This window comes from Mesorhizobium sp. Arg314 (assembly GCF_053714275.1).
This window is the reverse complement of sequence record NZ_JBSKBP010000005.1, coordinates 100571-119958: the sequence shown is the minus strand read 5'-3', so window position 1 is coordinate 119958 and position 19388 is coordinate 100571. Positions and strand designations below refer to the sequence as shown.

The following is a 19388-nucleotide window of genomic DNA, read 5'->3' as shown; positions in this document are numbered from 1 at the left end:
CGGTCAAACCCGCTCCAGCGCGATCGCAATCCCCTGGCCGACGCCGATGCACATGGTGGCTAAAGCCAGTTTGCCGCCGCGTTCGCGCAACTCGAGCGCTGCCGTGCCGGTGATGCGCGCGCCCGACATGCCGAGCGGGTGCCCGAGCGCGATGGCGCCGCCATTAGGGTTGACATGCTCCGCCTTCTCGGAAATTCCGAGTTGGCGGAGCACGGCAATGCCCTGCGAGGCGAAGGCTTCGTTCAATTCGATGACATCGAATTGCTCCGGCGTCAGGCCGAGGCGGGCGCAAAGTTTCTTCGTGGCCGGCGCCGGGCCGATACCCATGATCCGCGGCGCCACACCTGCGACCGCACCGCCGAGGATACGGGCGATCGGTGTCAGGCCATGCTTCTTCGCCGCCACTTCGGAGGCGATGATCAGCGCGGCGGAACCGTCATTGACGCCGGAGGCATTGCCGGCGGTGACAGTGCCACCCAGGCGGAACGGCGTCGGCAATTTGGCCAGTGCTTCGATGGTCGTGCCGGCGCGGGGATGCTCGTCTTTCGAGACAATGATTGCATCGCCCTTCTTCTGCGGGATGGCCACCGGCGTGATCTCTTTCGCCAGCCGGCCATTGGCTTGCGCGGCCACCGCCTTGTCCTGGCTGCGGACGGCGAAGGCGTCCTGATCGGCTCTGCTGACGGAAAAATCCTCGGCGACGTTCTCGCCGGTCTCCGGCATGGAATCGACGCCATACTGTTTCTTCATCAGCGGGTTGATGAAACGCCAGCCGATGGTGGTGTCGTGGATTTCGGCATTGCGTGAGAAGGCGGTGTCGGCCTTCGGCATGACGAAGGGCGCGCGGCTCATCGATTCGACGCCACCGGCAATCGTCAGCTCGGCCTCGCCGGCCTTGACGGCGCGCGCGGCGATGGTGACGGCATCCATGCCCGAGCCGCACAGGCGGTTGACGGTCGAACCCGGGATTTCCTGCGAGAGGCCGGCAAGCAGCAGCGCCATGCGCGCCACGTTGCGGTTGTCCTCGCCGGCCTGGTTGGCGCAGCCATAGACGACGTCGTCGATTGCCGCCCAGTCGACGCCGGCATTGCGCTCCATGAGTGCCTTCATCGGGATGGCGCCAAGATCGTCGGCGCGCACAGAGGACAACGAACCGCCAAAGCGGCCGATCGGTGTGCGGATGTAATCGCAGATGAAGGCTTCAGCCATTTATGCAGCTTTCCCTTTGGCGGTTCCCGCATGCGCCGCCTTGGTGCGGGCCTGCAGGTCGCGCAATGTCTTCAGCTCGAGTTCCGTCGGCGCCGGCGTCTCGTCAAGGGCCTCGGCGAACTTGACCGTCCAGCCACAAGTGTCCTGAACCTGCTGGCGCGTGATGCCGGGATGCAGCGAGACGACGGTGAATTCCTTGGTGACCGGATTGGGTTTCCAGATGGCGAGGTCGGTGATCAGAAGCGTCGGGCCGGCCGTGTCGATGCCGAGCCGCTTGCGGTGATCGCCACCGTCGCCATGGCCGAAGGAGGTGAAGAAGTCGATCTTCTCGACCATGCCGCGCTTCGACTGCGCCATGGTGATGTAGACCTGTCTCGACGAGGTGGCGATCTCCGGCGCGCCGCCGCCGCCGGGGAGGCGGGTCCTGGGATGCGCATAGTCGCCGATGACGGTGGTGTTGATATTGCCGAATTTGTCGAGCTGGGCGGCACCCAGGAAGCCGATCGAGATGCGGCCGCCCTGCAGCCAGTAGCGGAACATCTCCGGCACCGCGACGGTGGTGACCGCCGTCTCGCACAGTTCGCCGTCGCCGATCGACAGCGGCAACACGTTCGGGGCTGTGCCGATGGTGCCGCTCTCATAGATCAGCGTGATGTCAGGCGCATGCGTCAGCCGCGCGACGTTGCAGGCGGCCGACGGCGCGCCGATGCCGACGAAGCAGACATCGTCGCCTTTCAAGGCGCGGCTGGCGGCAATCGTCATCATCTCGTTTGGGGTGAACCCCAGATTGTCAGCGTCGCTCATGCGGCTTTCCTCAGATGCTCGACACGGCCGGCAAAGTCGTCCGCGCTGCTCTCGATGACGTTCTTGCGGATCCACGCCTGAAAGCGGTCGCGGTCGGCGGCGATCTCGTCCCATTCGAGATAGGCGGCGTTGTCGCGCTCGTAGTAGCCATGCGTGTAGGAGGGGTGCGAGCCGCCCGGCACGACCGAAATCGCCGCGATCGTCCAGTTCGGCAGCACGGTGAGGTTGGGGTGGAGGTCGTCGAAATTGTCGACCACTTCCTCGACCGTCACCACAGCGCGCTTTGCGGCAAGAGCTGCCTCTTTCTGGATGCCGATGATGCCTTCGACCAGCACGTTGCCTTTCCGGTCCGCCTTCTGCGCGTGGATCAAGGTGACGTCCGGCCTTATCGCCGGGACAGCAGCCAGCACCTCGCCGGTGAACGGGCAGGTGACGGATTTGATGTTCGGATTGACTTCAGCCAGACCGGCGCCGCGATAGCCGCGGAATACCGCGCAGGGCAGGCCAGCGGCGCCCGCTTCATAGGCGTTGGCCATGCCGGCGTGGCTGTGCTCCTCGACCTCGATGGCGCGGGGAAAACCGTTCTCGATGGCGTCTCGGGCGCGCCTGAGCAGGCCGACGCCCGGATTGCCGAGATAGGAAAAAACGATCTTCCTCGCCATGCCCATGCCGATCATCTGGTCGTAGATCAGGTCGGGCGTCATGCGGATGAGCGTCAGATCGCGAAAGCCCTGGCGGATCGCCTCATGCGCCGCGGCGGTCGGGATCAGATGGGTGAAGCCCTCGAAAGCGACCGCATCGCCGTCATGTAGATTTTCCGTGACCGCTTCTTTCAGCGGCAGGAACTTGACCATCTCCAGGCTCCTTCGATTGAAGAAGTTCGTATTGCGAACATATGTTTTATATGAGATACTTCTAGCTCCAATCGTTGCGAAGAGTCAACGCCGGCCTGGAGACGTTCGTGGAAGAGAAAGCTACTTCACGCGATCATGTCGGCTCGCTGGAACGCGGCCTGGCGGTGATGGAAATCCTCGCGCGCCATCCGGCCGGCATGACGCTGACCGAGATGGCCGAGGAGGCGGATCTCACCCGCGCGGGCGCCCGCCGCTTTCTGCTGACATTGGTTGCCACGGGCTACGCAACGCAATCCGGCCGGCTGTTTTCGCTCTCGACGCGTCTTTTGACCGTCGCGCGGACCTGGCTCGGCGGCGCTTCGCTCTGGACCTTCGCGGCGCCCATCATGCGCGAGGTGGCCGGCAAATTCGACGAAGCCTGCAACGCGGCTGTGCTGTCGGGCGAGGACGTCGTCTATGTCGCGCGCATTCCCGGACGGCGTATCTTGAGCGTGGCGCTGGATGTCGGCACGAGGCTGCCGGCATACTGCACCTCGATGGGGCGGGTGCTGCTTTCCGGCCTGCCGGCGGATGACTTGAACACCTTCCTGACGCAAATGACGGTCGAGCGGCGAACGTCGAAGACGATCACCGGCCGCGCCGCGCTCGGCAAGGCCATCGACAAGGCGAGGGCAGATGGCTTTTCCATCGTCGACGAGGAACTCGAACTCGGACTGCGCTCGATCGCGGTACCGATCATAGATCGCGCCGGCCGCACTGTCGCTGCCATCAACGTCTCGACGCAGTCGGCCCGTTTCTCGGTCGAGGCGATGGAGCGCGACATCTTGCCGGTGCTTCGCAAGGCCAAGCGGCGCATCGAGGAGTTCTTCTTCGTTTAACGCCCAATCGATCGTCTGGGCGAAGGCCGTTGACGCTTTATTTCAGATACGATAATGAACAGGATTATACAGGTTCACTGAACAGGTATCGATATGGCCCGTCGCGCGATACAGCTCACTCCCGGCACGGGCAAGCCGGAGCAGATCGCGACGGTTCTGGAGCATGAGATACGCTCCGGCCTGCTCGGCTTCGGCGACCGCCTGCAGAGCGAGAACGAGCTCGTCCAGCGCTTCTCCGTCAGCCGCAACACAGTCCGCAAGGGGCTTGAAGAACTGTCGAGCCGGGGGCTCATCACCACCAAGGTCGGCATCGGCTCCTTCGTCACCTTCGACGGCATGCCGGTCGATGACGCGATCGGCTGGTCACGCGCGCTTGCCAATGCGGGCGCCAATGCCGAGACCCGCACATTGCGGCTCGAGGTTATCGAGGACGCGGAACTGGCGGCCAGGCTCGGGGTCGAGAGCTCGTCGTTCATCGCCGTCGACCGCGCCCGCACCAATGCCGATGACGGCCACGCCATCTCGATCGAGCGCAGCCGCCTGCCGCTGTCGCCCGAATTGGAAGACATACCGCTGCGCGGCCTGCGCGAAGGCACGCTGCACCAGACGCTGCGCGGGGCTGGGCTGGTTCCCGACCACGGCGAGGAATGGGTCGATATCGAGATGCTGAGCGCCGCCGACGCCGCGATCCTCGACTGCGCGCCCGGCACGCCGTTCCTGCGCACACGCCGCCTGACGCGCGCCGCCGACGGACGCGCCATCGAATTCGTCACCAGCCTGCTCAACCCGGCGCATTTCGCGCTCCATCTGGAGTTCTGAGCATGGCGGACGCTGCCTCGATGGATCGGGCAATGGGCGCGCTGATCGGCGGGGCGCTTGGCGATGCGCTGGGCATGCCGACGCAGCTTCTGTCGCCGGCCCGCATCGCCGGGCTCTACGGCCATGTCGAGGATTTCGTCGCGCCTTCAGCCGATCACCCGGTATCGAAAGGGCTGCCGGCCGGCACGATTACCGACGATACCGAACAGGCGCTGTTGCTTGGCCGTATCCTTGTCGAGTCCGGCGAGCGTTTCGACCATGCGCGCTGGGTCAACGCGCTGCTCGACTGGGAGCGCGACGTCAAGGCGCGCGGCAGCTATGACCTGCTTGGACCATCGACCAAGCGCGCCATCGACGCCATCAACAGCGGCGTGCCGGCCGAAGAGGCTGGGCGCAGCGGCGACACCAACGGTGCGGCGATGCGCATCGCGCCGGTCGGCATCATGATGCCGCCGGAGCCGCTCGACGCTCTCGTCGCCAAGGTCGCTCAGACCTGCCGGGCCACGCACAACACCTCGATCGCCATTGCATCGGCTGCCGCGGTCGCTGCCGCTGTCAGTCTCGGTGTCTCGGGTGGCGATTGGCGTGCCGCTTGCGGCCATGCGGCCGCAGCGGCACGACTTGGCGCTGCGCTCGGCCATTGGGTCACCGGCGGCGACATCGCCGCGCGCATTCTCTGGGCGCAGGCGCTTGTTCGCGGCAAGGCGGAAAAAGAAGCAATCAAGCTGATCGTCGACCTTATCGGTACCGGCGTCGCCAGCCAGGAATCGGTGCCGGCGGCATTCGCGGTGCTGGAAGTCGCGCAAGGCGATGCATGGCGGGCTGCGGTCATCGCAGCCAATCTCGGCGGTGACACCGACACGATCGGCGCCATCGCCGCCGGCATGGCCGGCGCCTGCGCCGGCCTGTCGAAGCTGCCGCAGGATCGTATCGCCCAGCTGCGTGGCATCGACATCGCGGACGTCCGCGCGTTGGCTGTCGATCTGGTCGCCGCCCGCGACTCCAAGGCCGGTCCAGGCAAGGAGGACGCCTGATGAGCGGGCGGCTCGTCCATGTCGGCAGCGCTGTGGTCGACTATGTCTACCGCATCGATGCCTTGCCGGCGGCTGGCACGGAAAAGACCGCGACGAGCTACGCGCGGGTCGCCGGCGGCGGCTTCAACATGATGGTCGCGGCAAGCCGCACCGGCATGAAGGTTGTGTTCGGCGGCCAGCTCGGCACCGGACCTGACGGCGACTTCCTGCGCGCCGCTTTCGCGACTGAAGGTATCGAGACGCTGACGCCGCCGTCGGTCTCGATGGACAGCGGCAATTGCGTTGCCATGATCAGCGGCGACGCCGAACGCACCTTTGTTTCGTGGCCGGGGGCCGAGAGCCAGCTCACATCGGACATGATGGCGCCTGTCACGATCATGGCAGGGGACTGGGTTTTCACCTCCGGCTACACGCTGAGCTACCCCGGCAGCCGCGACGTGCTCACCGACTGGATCGAGGCGCTGCCAGCCGGCATTCCCTTTGTCTTCGACCCGACGCCGGTGATCGCCGGCATTCCGCGGCCGATCCTGGACAGGGTTCTCGCGCGCACGACCTGGCTGAGTTGCAACACCAACGAGGCCGCCGAAATCGCCGGCGCCGGCGATGCTCAGACCGTCGCCATCCGATTGCTCGCCGACCACTGCCCCAGGGCCGAGGGCGTCGTCATCCGCGCCGGCGCGCATGGCTGCCTTGTGCGCATGGCCGATGGCGGCACCCGCGCGGTGCCCGGCTTCAAGGTGGAGGCCGTCGATACCAATGGCGCCGGCGACACGCATATCGGCGCCTTCGTCAGCGCATTGTCGCGGAGCACGCCGCCCTGTGAGGCGGCCCGCTACGCCAATGCCGCGGCGGCCCTTTCCGTCACCCGTCATGGAGGCTCCTCGGCGCCCACCCATGAAGAAATCGAGGAATTCCTGAACCAGCACGGCCCAGCAACGACCGCGCATGGCCGAGAGGAAGCGACTGCAACTTAACGAGCCCATCAACCGGGCAAAACAATGAGAGGAAAACAAACATGCGCATGCCCAGACTGACCGCTTTCCTGACGGCGACCGCCGTCTTCGTCTCCGCATTCACGGTTTGCGCATTCCCTTTGGCAGCACAAGCAGCCGAGGAAGTGCATGTGCTCAACTGGAAAGGCTATGGCGCCGACGAGCCGTGGGCGGTCGCCAATTTCGAGAAGGCGACCGGCTTCAAGGTGGTCAACGACTTCTTCAACTCCGAACAGGAGATGCTGACCAAGATCCGGACCAATCCGGGCCTCTACGACGTCGTCATGATCAATGCCGCCTTCAACGACCAGGCGATGGCCGGCAAGCTGATCCAGCCGATCGATGTCTCAAAACTTTCCAACTATGCCGACATCGCCAAGGACAAGGCCGGCTCGCCGATGCTCAATCATGACGGCAAGGTCTATGGCGTGCCGTGGGTCTGGGGCTTGACCGCTTTGGCCATCAACGAAAAATCCTTCGACAAGCCGCCGACGAGCATCACCGAGATGTGGGACCCGGCGCATAAGGGCCGCGTCATCATCCGCGACGACGCGGTCGAGGCGGTGCAGTTCGGCGCTCTCGCGTCGGGACAGAACATCAACGACATCAAGGATATGGAAGCGGTCAAGGCGAAGCTCACCTCGCTGATGCCGCAGATCAAGACGTTCTGGAGCTCGGAGAACGACTGGAACCAGATGGTCGCCTCCAACCAGATCGACATCGGCACCTATTGGAGCGGCTCGGCCGACCGCGCCAAGACACATTTCAAGCTGCCGGTCTCGCTGGTCATCCCGCAAGAAGGCTCGGTCGCCTGGCTCGACGCCTTCTCGATCCCCGTCGGCTCGAAGAACGTCGCCGGCGCCGAGGCCTTCATCAACTACATGATCGACCCGAAATTCTACGTCGAATGGGTCACCAAGGTCGGCGCGCCGGTCTCGGCCAACACCAAGGCGGTCGACGCCCTGCCTGAGGATGCCTTCAACCGCAAGGTGATGGGTGATCCGGAGGTCGCCAAGCGCATCCAGTTCCAGGCGCCGATCACCGACGAGCAGCGCGAGAAGTATCTGGCGCTGTGGCAGGAGCTGAAGGTCAACGTGAAGTAAGAGGCGTCTTTGGGAGGAGAGGCAAAATGGCTGACCAGCTTGCGATCGGTTCGCGCCGCGAATTGAGGCCCGCCCTGCCGCTTCTCCTTCCCGCCTATCTGTGGTTGACGGTGGCGATCTTCCTGCCGCTGTCGGCCATGGTGTTCTTCTCGTTCATGACCGACCTGCCGCTGGCCGGGAAGGAGTGGTCGTTCACGCTCGGCAATTACGCGGCCTTCTTTTCGCAAAGCCTCTATTCGAAACTGCTGCTCGCATCACTGCGTCTCGGGCTCGAGGTTACGCTGTGGTGCGTCGTCATCGGCTATCCGGCAGCCTATGTGCTGGCCAAGGTGCTGAAGGGGCGCAGCCGCGAGGCGATCTTCCTGCTCGTCATCCTGCCGTTCTGGTCGAACGGGCTGGTGCGCATCTTCTCGTGGGCGATGGTGCTGCGCGAGGGCGGCATCCTCGATACGACGCTCAACGCGGTGCTGCCGTTCAAGATCAACATCGATCTGATGTACTCCTATCCCGCCGTCATCATCGGCCTGGTGCACTCCTACGTGCCCTACATGGTGCTCACCTGCTATCTGACGCTGCAGGCCATCGACGACTCGCTGATCGAGGCCGGCCGGTCGCTCGGCGCCTCGCGGCGGCAGGTGTTGTGGCGGGTGATCATCCCGCTGTCGATGCCGGGCCTGATCGCGGGTTCAGCGCTGATCTTCGTGCCGGTGGTCGGCTCCTTCATGGAGCCGCGCATCCTCGGCGGCCGCACCGGTACCTTCTACGGCACAGTCATCGAGGACCAGTTCGTCGCCGTCTTCAACTGGCCGCTGGGCGCGGCACTCTCCTTCATCCTGCTCGCGGTCGTGCTGATCATCCTGGCACTGGCCGCTCCAGTTTTGCGGAGGGCAGGCTGATGGCGACGACGCGCATCCTCGAATGGCTCGGGCGCTTCTACATCGTGCTTTTGCTCGCCTTCCTCTATCTGCCGATCATCATCATGGCGCTGATGTCGTTCAACACATCGCCCTTCTACCAATTGCCGTTCGAGTGGACGACGGACTGGTATGCTTCGCTCTGGCACAACGACCAGCTGATCGCGGCGACATGGAACAGCATCGAGATCGCCGTCATCACCACGATCATCTCAACGACGCTGGGCGCGATGGCCTCGCTGGCGCTCTACCGCTACGAGTTTCGCGGCAAGAAATTCCTGCAGGCGCTGCTCTTCCCGCCGATCGCCATTCCGTGGCTGATCACCGGCACGGCGATGCTGATCTTCTTCTTCGGCGTCGGCATCGGCCGCGGGCTCATCGCCATCCTGCTCGGCCATGTGGCGCTGGCGCTGCCTTATGTGATCGTCGTTGTCTCGGCACGGCTGCAGACCTTCGCGCCTGAGCTGGAAGAAGCGGCGCGCTCGCTCGGCGCCAACCAGTGGCAAGTGACCATGCGCGTCACGCTGCCTTGGATCATGCCTGGTGTGATCGCCGGCGGGCTGTTCGCCTTCGCCGTGTCGTTCGATCAGTTCGTGGTTTCGTATTTCCTGTCGACACCCGGCCAGACGACGCTGCCGGTCGAAATCTATGCCGCGATCCGCAAGGGCTTCACGCCCGAGATCAACGCGGTTTCGACGATCATCATTGTCGTTTCCATGGCGCTCATGCTGCTGACGGCACGCTTCTTCAAATTCGGCGGAGAGAAATAATGGCCGGCGTCCAGGTAGCGAACGTCTCCCGCAGCTTCGGCGCCCACAAGGCGCTGGACGACGTCTCGATCGATTTTGCCGATGGTGGCTTCTATGCGCTGCTCGGCCCATCGGGCAGCGGCAAGACCACGCTGCTCAGGCAGATCGCCGGCTTCGATTTTCCGGACTCCGGCCGCATCGCCATCGGCGGCGAAAGTGTCGAGCGGGTGCCTGTCGAGAAGCGCTGCATCGGCATGGTGTTCCAGAACTATGCGCTGTTTCCAAATATGAGCGTCGCCGACAATGTCGCCTTCGGGCTTTCGGTGCGCGGCGAGGCGAAGGCGACGATCGCAGCGGAAGTGCAACGCGCGCTCGACCTCGTACAGCTCGGAAAGCTCGGCGGCCGCCGGCCGCATCAGCTCTCCGGCGGCCAGCGCCAGCGCGTGGCGCTGGCGCGCGCCATCGTCACCAAGCCGCGCGTGCTTTTGCTGGACGAGCCGCTCGGCGCGCTCGACAAGGCGCTGCGCGTCGACATGCAGATCGAGCTGAAGCGCATCCAGCGCGAGATCGGCATCACCACCATCTTCGTCACCCACGACCAGGAAGAGGCGCTGACGATGAGCGACCGCATAGGCATCCTGCGCGACGGCACACTGGTGCAGGAAGGTCCGCCGGAAGAGATCTACGACAGGCCGCAAAGTGAGTTCGCCGCGACCTTCCTCGGCGACGCCAACATCTTTCGCGGCGATGCGACCGGCTCCGGGATCAAGCTGCCTGACGGCACGACGATCGAGGCTTCGACAGGCGCATCGGTGCCGGCCGGCGCCAAGGCGAGCTGCGCGGTTCGGCCCGAGCGGATTCAAATCTCGACCGGTCTGGCAAAACCGGATCAAGCCGACGCCAACACGCTCCAAGGGCGGGTCTCAAAACGCATCTTCGCCGGCAACAACAGCACTTACTTTGTCGACCGGGAAGGCCAGACGCTGAAAGTGATCGTCCAGAACACCGGCGCCGGACGGTTGGCCGAAGGCGAGCCGGTGGTGCTCAGGTGGTCGCCGGACAGCACGGTGCTGATCGCAGCATAGGCCCGACCGCCGGCACTGATGGGAAATGATGGCGCGGGACTTGGCTGAAGCCCGGACCATCGCGTTATATCCAGTCCTCGACGGAGGAATGGATGGCAAGCATGGGTTTCGAGCCGGACGTGAAAGTCCGGGTCAAGGACTACCGGATCGGCTGCATCGGCGCCGGCATGATCATGGCCGAATGCCATCTGGCCGCCTATCATGAAGCCGGCTTTCCGGTGGTGGCGATCGCTTCGCGCACCAAGTCAAACGCGCAGAAGGTCGCGGATCGCTGGAGCATTCCGACCGTACACGATACGCCTGAGCAACTGATAGAGGACAGCCGCGTCGAGATCGTCGACCTCGCTTTCCCACCGGACCAGCAGCCGGCGCTGATCCGTCACGCATTGAAGCAGCCGAATATCAAGGCGATTCTGGCGCAGAAGCCGCTGGCGCTTTCGGTCGAGGAAGCGGTCAAGCTGCGCGACGAGGCGGCGGCTTCCGGCAAGATGCTCTCGGTCAACCAGAACATGCGCTATGACCAGTCGATGCGCGTCTTGAAGCAGATCATGGACAGCGGCGCGCTGGGCGAGATCGTGTTTGCCGAGATCGACATGCATGCGATCCCGCACTGGCAGACCTTCCTTGCCGGTTACGACCGGCTGACGCTCGCCAATATGAGCGTGCACCATCTCGACGTGCTGCGCTTCCTGTTCGGCGATCCGGACGACATCACCACGCTTGCGCGCAAGGACCCGCGCACCAGGTTCGAGCATTCCGACGGCATCACAGTGTCGACACTCCGCTTCCCCTCCGGCGTGTTTGCGGTGTCGCTGGAGGACGTCTGGTCCGGTCCGCGCCAGGAAGGCTACCAGGACGACCAGCACATCGCCTGGCGCGTCGATGGCACCATGGGCGTCGCCAAGGGCACGATCGGCTGGCCGAAGGGCGTCGCCTCGACGCTGACCTATGCCTCGGCCGAGACGACGGGCGGTGAATGGGTTAGTCCAAGCTGGGAGACGATGTGGTTCCCCCACGCCTTCATCGGCGTGATGGAACAGCTTCAGCATGCACTGAAGGCCGGTACGCCGCCGGCGCTCTCCGTTGCCGACAACGTCAAGACGATGGCGCTGGTCGAGGCCGGCTACCGGTCGATGGCCGAAGGCCGCACAGTCAAGCTGTCCGAAATCCGCATCGACTGAGGCGGTCGAAGGCAAGACAACAGAATCGCTTACCGGGAGGACTTCACCTCATGATGCAGGCAGGTATCTTCACAGGCTATTTCCCCTACGAGCTCGAGGACGTCGCCAGGCGTATCCGCGCGCTCGGGTTCAACACGGTGCAGCTCGACCTGCATTTCAAGGATATCGATCTCTCGGCCGGTCAGATCACCAGGGACAAGGCAAGGAAGGTGCGCGACACGTTCCGAGACCACAACCTGCCGATCTGCTGCGTGTCCGGCTACACGAACATCATCCACCCCGACAAGGTTGAGCGCGAAAAGCGGCTTGCCTATCTCAAGGAGATCATCCGCAACGCGCGCGAATTCGGCTCGCCCTATGTGATCTCGGAAACCGGAACCTACAACACCGAATCCGACTGGATGCATCATCCGAAGAACAAGACTGAGGAAGGCTTCGCGGAGTGCCGCAAGGTGATCTCCGACCTCGCACAGACGGCGTACGACCACGGCGCGGTGTTCTTGCTCGAGACCTATGTCAACAACGTCGTCGGTTCGGTCGAGGAGACGGTGAGGATGTTCGCCCAGGTCGACCATCCCGGCCTCGGCCTTCTGATGGATCCGACCAACTACTTCGAGGCGCACAATATCGACCGCATGGAGCAAGTGCTGAACCAGGTGTTCGACACGCTCACCGACAAGATCAGAATAGCGCATGCCAAGGACGTGAAGCGCTCGGGCTCAGACAAGGCCGAGAAGCATGCCGACATCGGCGACGTGGACGCGCATGAAGGGCTGACGTTCCGCGGCGTCGGGGAAATCGAGCTGCCGGGCCCGGGGCTCGGCGCGCTCAACTACGATCTCTATCTGAAGCGGCTCAGCGAGAAGCATCCGAACATCCCGGTGATCATCGAGCATCTGTCCGAAGACGACGTGCCGCGCGCCAAGAAATTCCTCGACAGAAAATTCCGCGCCAACGGGCTCTGACGCCCCGGGGAGGTGATTGATGGCGACAACCGCCGGAACGAAGCGCGACTACAGCCTTGTCGGCGAAAGCACGCGCCGGGCGGTCGAGACCGGGCTCGCCTCGGCCGAGTGGTATCACACGGACGTAGCGCGCAAGACCATGAAAGAGTTGATGCAGCGCTCCGACGGGCCGGCGATCCGCGATACCATCATCTGGATCGCCGCGATCCTGGGCTCCGCGGCCGGCATCGTCTGGTTCTGGGGCAGTTGGTGGATCGTGCCGTTCCTGTTCGTCTATGGCGTGCTCTATGGCTCGTCGAGCGACTCGCGCTGGCACGAATGCGGCCACGGCACCGCCTTCCGCACGCGCTGGATGAACGATGTCGTCTATCACATCGCCTCGTTCATGCTGATGCGCAATCCCGTGCAGTGGCGCTGGAGCCATGCGCGCCATCACACCGACACCATTATCGTCGGCCGCGACGCCGAAATCGCGGTGATGCGACCGCCCGATCTCATCAAGGCGGCGCTGGCCTTCACCGGCATTCTCGATTTCCGCCATTCGCTGCCGGCGCTGGTGCGCCAGGCCTTCGGCAAATTGTCGGACGACGAGAAGAGCTACATCCCGGAGATGGAGCAAAGGAGGGCGGTTGTCGCGGCGCGCTGGCACCTGGTCGTGTATGCCGCGACGATCGCTGTCGCGATCGCGCTTGGGTCATGGATACCTCTGGTGTTGATCGGCCTGCCGCGCCTCTACGGCACCTGGCACATGGTGACGACCGGCTTGCTGCAGCATATCGGGCTGGCCGACAACGTCATCGACCACCGGCTCAACACGCGCACCGTCTATATGAACCCGGTCAGCCGGTTCATCTACTGGAACATGAACTACCATGTGGAGCATCACATGTTTCCGATGGTGCCCTATCACGCGTTGCCGAAACTGCATGACTTGATCAAGCACGATTTGCCGGTGCCGAACCCGTCGATGTGGCACGCCTATCGCGAGGTGTGGCCGGTGCTGCTCAGGCAGCTGAAATACGAGGACTACTATCTCAGGCGCGAATTGCCGCCGACGGCCAAGCCCTATCGCGGCGAGTTCCACGATCTCGACATAACGGACGCGGCCGCCGAATAGGCGTGGCACAGCAATCCGGAGAAAGACGATGGCGGAGTGGGTCGAAGCATGCGCGGTGGGCGACGTGGATGAGGAGGATGTGATCCGCTTCGACCATGGCGGCCGCAGCTTCGCGATCTACCGCTCGCCGGACGACGAGTTCTTCGCGACCGACGGTTTTTGCACGCATGAAAAGGCTCATCTCGCCGACGGGCTGGTGATGGACGACATCATCGAATGCCCCAAGCACAATGGGCGCTTCAACTACAGGACCGGCCAGGCCAAGGGCGCGCCGGTCTGCGTCAACCTCAAGACCTACCCGGTCAAGGTCGAGGCCGGTAAGGTGATGATCGATATCGGCTGATTGGCTGGAACGGCCGCTTACCACACAACGAAGGAACAAAGTTCGATGAGCCGAAAGAGACCGACCGTTGCCGATCTGCGTGCCATGAAGGGCAAGCGGCAATTGACCATGCTGCGCGTGCTGACGCTGGAAGAAGCCGAGGCCGCCGAGCGGGCCGGCATCGACATCGTCTCGGTGCCGCCGGAACTGGTGCTCAGTCCGCAATATCGCGACGCGGCGCCCAGCCTCTTCACCATGCCCGGCGACAACTTCTTCGAGATCGGCACGGCCGACGATTTCGTCCGCTGGTCGTTCCGCCTCTACAAGGCCGGTGCCGACGCCGTCTATTGCAGCGCCGGCTATGCCACGATCAAGCGCATGGCCGACGATGCCATTCCCGTCATCGGCCATGTCGGGTTGATCCCCTCGCGCGCCACCTGGACAGGCGGTTTCAAGGCCGTCGGCAAGACCGCGGACACCGCCATGCAGGTGTTCGAGGCGGTCAAGCAGTTGGAGACCGCCGGAGCCATCGGCGCCGAGATCGAGGTGGTTCCTGTGGAAGTGGCGAGGGCGATCTCCGAGCGCACCCCGCTGATCATGTTGTCGATGGGCGCTGGCACGGGCTGCGACGCGCAATATCTGTTCGCCGAGGATATTCTCGGCACCAATCGCGGTCACATGCCGCGCCATTCGAAGGTCTACCGCAATTTCGCCGCCGAATATGACCGGCTGCAGCAAGAGCGCATCGCGGCATTTTCCGAATATGTCGACGACGTCAACAGCGGCGCCTATCCGGAAGACAGGCATATCGTGCACATGGATCCGGATCAGCTCACCCTCTTCATGAAGAAGGTGGACGCAAAGTCCTGAACCAAAAGTCCGAAAGCTTCAGCCTGCAGCCGGCGAACCTTGCCATGCTCCGCCGGCAAGGGCGGCATAAAGCGCTTCGGCGTCAGTGCCGAGCGGCCTGTCTTCCTTGAGCGTCGCCACATGCGCGCGCACGGCCGTGTGAACTGCGCCGGTCGCCGGCGCGAGCGTGGCCCCCTCGCGCAAATCGACGGCCTGCGCCGCCGCCATCAGCTCGAACGCGATCAGCCGGCGCCATAGCACGATCATCTCCGCGCATTTGGCGACGGCGAGAGGCGTCTGTGCGGCGTGATCCTCGACGCCTTCGGACACAGGCAGGAAATCGAGCATCACCGGATTGGCCTTGTGACGAATCGCGGCCAGGATCGCCGTTGCCGTTTTCTGCAGCGGGACGAAGCCCGCCGAGGCGCCACCGATCGGCGACAGGTATTTCGGCAGGCCATTGCGGCCTGAGCCGGTGAGTTGGATGACACGCGCGGCTGATGCTGCTGCGCATTGCGCGATTGCCAGGCCAAGCGTTTCGAAGGCGAGCGACAGCGATGCGGTGTGGAAATTGCCGGTCGACATGACCAGCGAATCCTCTGCAAGCACCAGCGGATTGTCGGCGGCGGCGTTCAGCTCGATCTCGGCGGCAAGCCGCGCATGGTCGATCGCCTGGATCAGCGCGCCGTTGATCGACGGCATGCAACGGATCGACAGCGGATCCTGGATGGTGGTCGGCGCCGGCGCTTCATCGCGCGCCAGGAGGTCGCGCAGCGCCTTCGCCGCAAGCTGTTGGCATGCGCCCGGGCGCGCCAGATGCTGGCGCGGATCGAGGATCGTGCGGTTGGCGCCGATGCCTTCCATCGTCAGCGCGCCGGCCTGCTGCTGCTGTTCGAGCGCCGAGAGCGCATCGGCCAGCGCCAACGCTGCGGAGCCGGTAGAAACTGCGGAGGCGTTGATCAGCGACAGGCCGTCCTTGGGCGAGAGGTTGACCGGCGCGAGGCGCGCCATCATCAGCGCCTTGGCGGCAGGCATGCGACGGCCCTGGTATTCCGCTTCGCCTTCGCCGATCAGCACGCGCGCTATCGCCGTCATCAGCAGAAGATCGCCGGCGCCGATCGAGCCAAGCGACGGCATCACCGGATGCACGCCGGCATTGAGCGCCTCGACCAGCGCCGTAAACACGCGTGGCGACAGACCCGAACCGCCGGAGGCGAGCATCGCAATGCGGGCAAACATCGCCGCCCGCACCGTCGGCACCGGCAGGGCCTCGCCGACGGCGGCGCTGCGGCCTTCGATCAATTGGCGCTGGAAGGCGCTCGCGTCGCCTTCGACCGCGGTGACGAGATTGGCGCCCAGCCCGGTGTTCAGCCCGTAGATCTGCTGGCCGCCGGCCGCGGCGGCATCGAGGACCTGGCGTGCCTTGGCGAGCTTTTCGATGACGGAAGGTGTGACCTCGACCTTGCAGGCGTTGCGCGCGGCGGCAACCACATCCTCGATGCTGACGCCCGCGCCGGTGAGAACGAGCGGGCTCATGCGAAGCGCAGCCTCTGGCCGATGCCATCTTCGCCCGCCTTGGCGAGCATGGCCTTGCCAAGCGCGATATCGGAAAGCGAGAGGCCGCGATGCCAGAACAGGATCGTCTCGCCGTTGCTTTCGCGTCCGGCTTTCAGGCCGGCGGCGATCTGGCCGAGCTCGGCATGGAGCGTCGCCTCGCTCAGGCGCCCGGTTTCGACATGGGCGCGCAGCGAGCCGAACTTGCCGCCTTTGCACTGGCCCCAGTCGTCGACGACGATCTTGGACATGATGTCGGTGAGCGAAAGTTCCACCGCGCTCATCGTGCCATAGGGCACCACCAGCGCGCCGGGCTTGATCCATTCGGTCTTGAGCAGAGGCTGCGGCTCGTTGAGGCGAGAGGCCTCGACGACGATATCGGCGCCGTCGACGCAGCTTCTCCAGTCGGCGACGGCGGTGACTGTCTTGCCGAGATCGGCCGAAAGTTTCGCGGCAAAGCCGTGGCGGCTTTCCGGCCGGCGCGAATGGACGCGGATCTCGTCGAAGTCGAAGAGGTGGTCGAGCAGCCGTACATTCCAGTAGGCGGTGCCGCGCGCGCCGATATGGCCGAGCACTTTCGACGTCTTCTTCGCCAGGTGCTTGGCACCGATGGCGGTGACGGCGCCGGTGCGCATGTCGGTGATGACGGTGGCGTCGAGGATGGCGCGCGGCGTGCCGGTGCGCGGATCGAAAAGATTGAGGATGCCGAATTCGGACGGCAGGTCGTGCTTGTAGTTGTCGACATAGTCGCCGACGATCTTGACGCCGGCGGCGTCGAGCGGCGCCACATAGCCGCGCAGCACGTTGAAATGGCCGTTGAAGGAGGGGTCGGGTTCAAGATGGACGCGCGGCTCGATCACCGTCATGCCGTTACCTTGCGCGACGAGCCCGGCTTCGACGGCGCCGATGATCTCTGCATCGCTCATGGCCAGCGCTTCGATGTCGAGCGCATTCAGGTAGTCGATATAGATGGGCTTCATGCATTTTCCTCGGCCACCCCCACGCTCATCCATAACAGGCGATCGGCCGGCACGGAAGTTTGTTGGATAAGCTCTGGACTGGACCGGGCCTGCCGCGGTCCGCAGCCTAAGCGCAGCCGAAGCTCCGATCGCTCGACGGATGATTGACGCCGTCTTTGCCATCATCCGCGGCATCGACCTGTCGGCCGTGGCGATCATGGCGATGTCGGTCGCCTGGTACCTGCAATTGCTCAACACCGGAACCTCCGACGGTCTCGCCCTTGGCTGTATGCGGCAGTGCACTAGGGTGTTGGCTGCACTTCGACAATTGGCCGAATCGTCCGTCCCTTCGTCATCCACGGGCGGAGCAAGGAGCGAAGCGACGCGCGCAGACCCGAGGATCCTGTGTGTTGTTTCGAGCTAAAACTGAATCGGACAAACAGGTTAGCCGTCTATGCGCAACACTTGATTCAACGAGCGGCACCATCAATTCACGGAAAGGAAAACGCCATGGCCACTACGAAACTTCTGACCGATGCCGAGGTCGAAAAGATCCCGGCGGTGAAGGCCGTGTTCGACGATATCCGCGCGACGCGCAAATCCGACTTCGTCAACAATTTCTGGCGCGGGCTGGCCAATGATCCGGTCTCGCTGAAGCGTGTGTGGGAACAGCTGAAGGCGGTGATGATCGCCGACAGCGCCATCGATCCGCTGACCAAGGAAATGATCTATATCGCCGTCTCCACAGCCAATGGCTGCTCCTACTGCATCCATTCGCACACCGCCGCCGCCCGCGCCAAGGGCATGACCGACGCGCAGCATAGCGAGCTGGTGTCGATCATCGGACTGGCCGGGCAGACCAACCATCTGGTGACGGCAATGCAGATTCCGGTCGATCCGCAGTTCGAGGTGAGGTGAGGAGCGGCTTCCCTTCTCCCGCAAGGGGCACAAGGGGAGAAGGGAAAGCTAATCACTGCGGCGGAAGTTGCGGACGCGGTCGAACAGCACCGCCAGGATGATCGCGCCGCCGATGAAGGTGCCCTGCCAGAAGGCGTTGATGCCAAGCAGGCCAAGGCTGTTGCGGATGACCTCGATGAGTGCGGCGCCGACGATGGCGCCGAGCGCCGTGCCGACGCCGCCAGCGAGATTGGCGCCGCCGATGACGGTCGCGGCGATGACCTGCAGCTCCATGCCGGTGCCGAGATTGGTGGTGACGGCGCCGAGCCAGCCGGTCTGGATGATGCCGGCAAGCCCCGCTGAAAGCGCCGAGATCATGTAGACGGCGACCTTGATCTGCTTGACCGGAACGCCGGTCAGCGTCGCGGCGTGCTCATTGCCGCCGATGGCGAAGATGTGCCTGCCGAACCTGGTCCAGCGCAGGATGAAGCCGGTGATCAGCGCCAGGACGATCATGTAGAGCACCGGATTGGCGATGCCGAACAGCCAGGCGCCGCCGCCCAGCGCCAGAAGCTTCTGGTGATCCGGTCCGAACTGGAAGACCACGGTGTTGTTCGAGGCGACCATGGCGAGGCTGCGGGCGACCGAGAGCATGCCAAGCGTCACCACGAAGGGCGGAAAGCCCAGATAGGCGATGAGCACGCCGTTGAAGGCGCCGATGGCGAGCGCGGTGACGATCGTGGCCAGGATGCCGATTTCGATCGAATAGCCGGCATGCATGGTCACGGCGAGCACCATGGAGCACAGGCAAAGCACCGAACCGACCGACAGATCGATACCGCCGGTGATGATGACGAAGGTCATGCCGAGCGCGACGATGGCCACGAATGTGACGTTGCGGGTGATGTTGAAGATGTTCTTCGACGTGGCGAAGGAATCGGTGGCGAAGGACAGGAACAGGCAGGCGAGGATGACCGCGATCACCACCCAGAAGGTCTGGTTGGCAAAGAGCCGCGACAGGAAGGTGTGCTGCTTCTGCGCGATCGTCTGGTCAAGAGTGACTGCCATTATCGACCTTTCCTGAGAGGTGCGGCGCGGAATTC

The 19388-nt window shown here is 64.0% G+C and carries 20 protein-coding genes; 14 read left to right on the top strand and 6 right to left on the bottom strand.

The window, feature by feature from the left end; genetic code table 11:
• Positions 1 to 3: 3 nt before the first annotated feature.
• Genes pcaF through ACWGS9_RS07505 form a run of 3 tightly spaced genes read right to left on the bottom strand, consistent with a single transcriptional unit; the run spans position 4 to position 2867 of the window.
• Positions 4 to 1209, bottom strand: a complete 1206-nt coding sequence (pcaF, locus tag ACWGS9_RS07515) for a 3-oxoadipyl-CoA thiolase (protein ID WP_454504642.1) — start codon at positions 1207 to 1209, stop codon at positions 4 to 6.
• Positions 1210 to 2013 (bottom strand): CoA-transferase subunit beta, encoded by an 804-nt coding sequence (locus ACWGS9_RS07510; protein ID WP_454504641.1) that lies wholly within the window; start codon positions 2011 to 2013, stop codon positions 1210 to 1212.
• Positions 2010 to 2867, bottom strand: coding sequence for a CoA transferase subunit A (locus ACWGS9_RS07505; RefSeq protein ID WP_454504640.1), 858 nt, complete (start codon positions 2865 to 2867; stop codon positions 2010 to 2012). The genes ACWGS9_RS07510 and ACWGS9_RS07505 overlap by 4 nt, the downstream gene beginning before the upstream one ends.
• A gap of 107 nt (positions 2868 to 2974) precedes the next feature.
• On the opposite strand from ACWGS9_RS07505, the gene ACWGS9_RS07500 reads away from it, so the two are divergent.
• The 13 genes from ACWGS9_RS07500 to ACWGS9_RS07440 all read left to right on the top strand — a co-directional run bounded on the left by ACWGS9_RS07500 (position 2975) and on the right by ACWGS9_RS07440 (position 14896).
• Positions 2975 to 3745 carry an IclR family transcriptional regulator domain-containing protein gene (locus ACWGS9_RS07500; protein ID WP_454504639.1) on the top strand — a complete coding sequence of 257 codons (771 nt, stop codon included), beginning with the start codon at positions 2975 to 2977 and terminating at the stop codon, positions 3743 to 3745.
• Positions 3746 to 3838: 93 nt separating this feature from the next.
• Positions 3839 to 4564 carry a GntR family transcriptional regulator gene (locus ACWGS9_RS07495; RefSeq protein ID WP_454504638.1) on the top strand — a complete coding sequence of 242 codons (726 nt, stop codon included), beginning with the start codon at positions 3839 to 3841 and terminating at the stop codon, positions 4562 to 4564.
• A gap of 2 nt (positions 4565 to 4566) precedes the next feature.
• On the top strand, positions 4567 to 5598 hold the full coding sequence (locus tag ACWGS9_RS07490; RefSeq protein WP_454504637.1) for an ADP-ribosylglycohydrolase family protein: 1032 nt from the start codon (positions 4567 to 4569) through the stop codon (positions 5596 to 5598).
• Positions 5598 to 6572, top strand: coding sequence for a PfkB family carbohydrate kinase (locus tag ACWGS9_RS07485; RefSeq protein WP_454504636.1), 975 nt, complete (start codon positions 5598 to 5600; stop codon positions 6570 to 6572). The genes ACWGS9_RS07490 and ACWGS9_RS07485 overlap by 1 nt, the downstream gene beginning before the upstream one ends.
• Positions 6573 to 6613: 41 nt before the next feature.
• On the top strand, positions 6614 to 7693 hold the full coding sequence (locus ACWGS9_RS07480) for an ABC transporter substrate-binding protein (RefSeq protein ID WP_454504635.1): 1080 nt from the start codon (positions 6614 to 6616) through the stop codon (positions 7691 to 7693).
• A gap of 26 nt (positions 7694 to 7719) precedes the next feature.
• Positions 7720 to 8589, top strand: a complete 870-nt coding sequence (locus ACWGS9_RS07475; RefSeq protein WP_454504634.1) for an ABC transporter permease — start codon at positions 7720 to 7722, stop codon at positions 8587 to 8589.
• Entirely contained in the window at positions 8589 to 9377 is a 789-nt protein-coding gene (locus ACWGS9_RS07470; RefSeq protein WP_454504633.1) for an ABC transporter permease, read from the top strand. Before ACWGS9_RS07475 ends, ACWGS9_RS07470 begins: the two co-directional genes overlap by 1 nt.
• Positions 9377 to 10441, top strand: coding sequence for an ABC transporter ATP-binding protein (locus ACWGS9_RS07465; protein WP_454504632.1), 1065 nt, complete (start codon positions 9377 to 9379; stop codon positions 10439 to 10441). The genes ACWGS9_RS07470 and ACWGS9_RS07465 overlap by 1 nt, the downstream gene beginning before the upstream one ends.
• 92 nt (positions 10442 to 10533) lie before the next feature.
• Positions 10534 to 11622, top strand: a complete 1089-nt coding sequence (locus tag ACWGS9_RS07460) for a Gfo/Idh/MocA family protein (protein WP_454504631.1) — start codon at positions 10534 to 10536, stop codon at positions 11620 to 11622.
• A gap of 50 nt (positions 11623 to 11672) precedes the next feature.
• Positions 11673 to 12587 (top strand): sugar phosphate isomerase/epimerase family protein, encoded by a 915-nt coding sequence (locus tag ACWGS9_RS07455; protein ID WP_454504630.1) that lies wholly within the window; start codon positions 11673 to 11675, stop codon positions 12585 to 12587.
• A gap of 19 nt (positions 12588 to 12606) precedes the next feature.
• Positions 12607 to 13704: a fatty acid desaturase family protein gene (locus tag ACWGS9_RS07450; protein ID WP_454504629.1), complete on the top strand. Its 1098-nt coding sequence runs from the start codon at positions 12607 to 12609 to the stop codon at positions 13702 to 13704.
• A gap of 28 nt (positions 13705 to 13732) precedes the next feature.
• Positions 13733 to 14047: a MocE family 2Fe-2S type ferredoxin gene (locus tag ACWGS9_RS07445; protein ID WP_454504628.1), complete on the top strand. Its 315-nt coding sequence runs from the start codon at positions 13733 to 13735 to the stop codon at positions 14045 to 14047.
• 45 nt (positions 14048 to 14092) lie between these two features.
• Positions 14093 to 14896 carry a 3-methyl-2-oxobutanoate hydroxymethyltransferase gene (locus tag ACWGS9_RS07440; RefSeq protein WP_454504627.1) on the top strand — a complete coding sequence of 268 codons (804 nt, stop codon included), beginning with the start codon at positions 14093 to 14095 and terminating at the stop codon, positions 14894 to 14896.
• An 18-nt stretch (positions 14897 to 14914) separates the two neighbouring features.
• On the opposite strand, the gene ACWGS9_RS07435 is transcribed toward ACWGS9_RS07440, so the two are convergent.
• Together ACWGS9_RS07435 and ACWGS9_RS07430 are read right to left on the bottom strand one after the other, a co-directional pair.
• Complete coding sequence (locus ACWGS9_RS07435; RefSeq protein ID WP_454504626.1) at positions 14915 to 16411, bottom strand: HAL/PAL/TAL family ammonia-lyase; 1497 nt, start codon at positions 16409 to 16411, stop codon at positions 14915 to 14917.
• Positions 16408 to 17409: an ornithine cyclodeaminase family protein gene (locus ACWGS9_RS07430; protein ID WP_454504625.1), complete on the bottom strand. Its 1002-nt coding sequence runs from the start codon at positions 17407 to 17409 to the stop codon at positions 16408 to 16410. The genes ACWGS9_RS07435 and ACWGS9_RS07430 overlap by 4 nt, the downstream gene beginning before the upstream one ends.
• Positions 17410 to 17898: 489 nt before the next feature.
• Between ACWGS9_RS07430 and ACWGS9_RS07425 the strand changes: the two genes are divergently transcribed.
• Complete coding sequence (locus ACWGS9_RS07425) at positions 17899 to 18306, top strand: carboxymuconolactone decarboxylase family protein (RefSeq protein ID WP_454504624.1); 408 nt, start codon at positions 17899 to 17901, stop codon at positions 18304 to 18306.
• Between the two features lie 48 nt (positions 18307 to 18354).
• Here ACWGS9_RS07425 and ACWGS9_RS07420 read toward each other — a convergent pair whose 3' ends face one another.
• Positions 18355 to 19353: an ABC transporter permease gene (locus ACWGS9_RS07420; RefSeq protein ID WP_454504623.1), complete on the bottom strand. Its 999-nt coding sequence runs from the start codon at positions 19351 to 19353 to the stop codon at positions 18355 to 18357.
• Between the last annotated feature and the right edge of the window lie 35 nt (positions 19354 to 19388).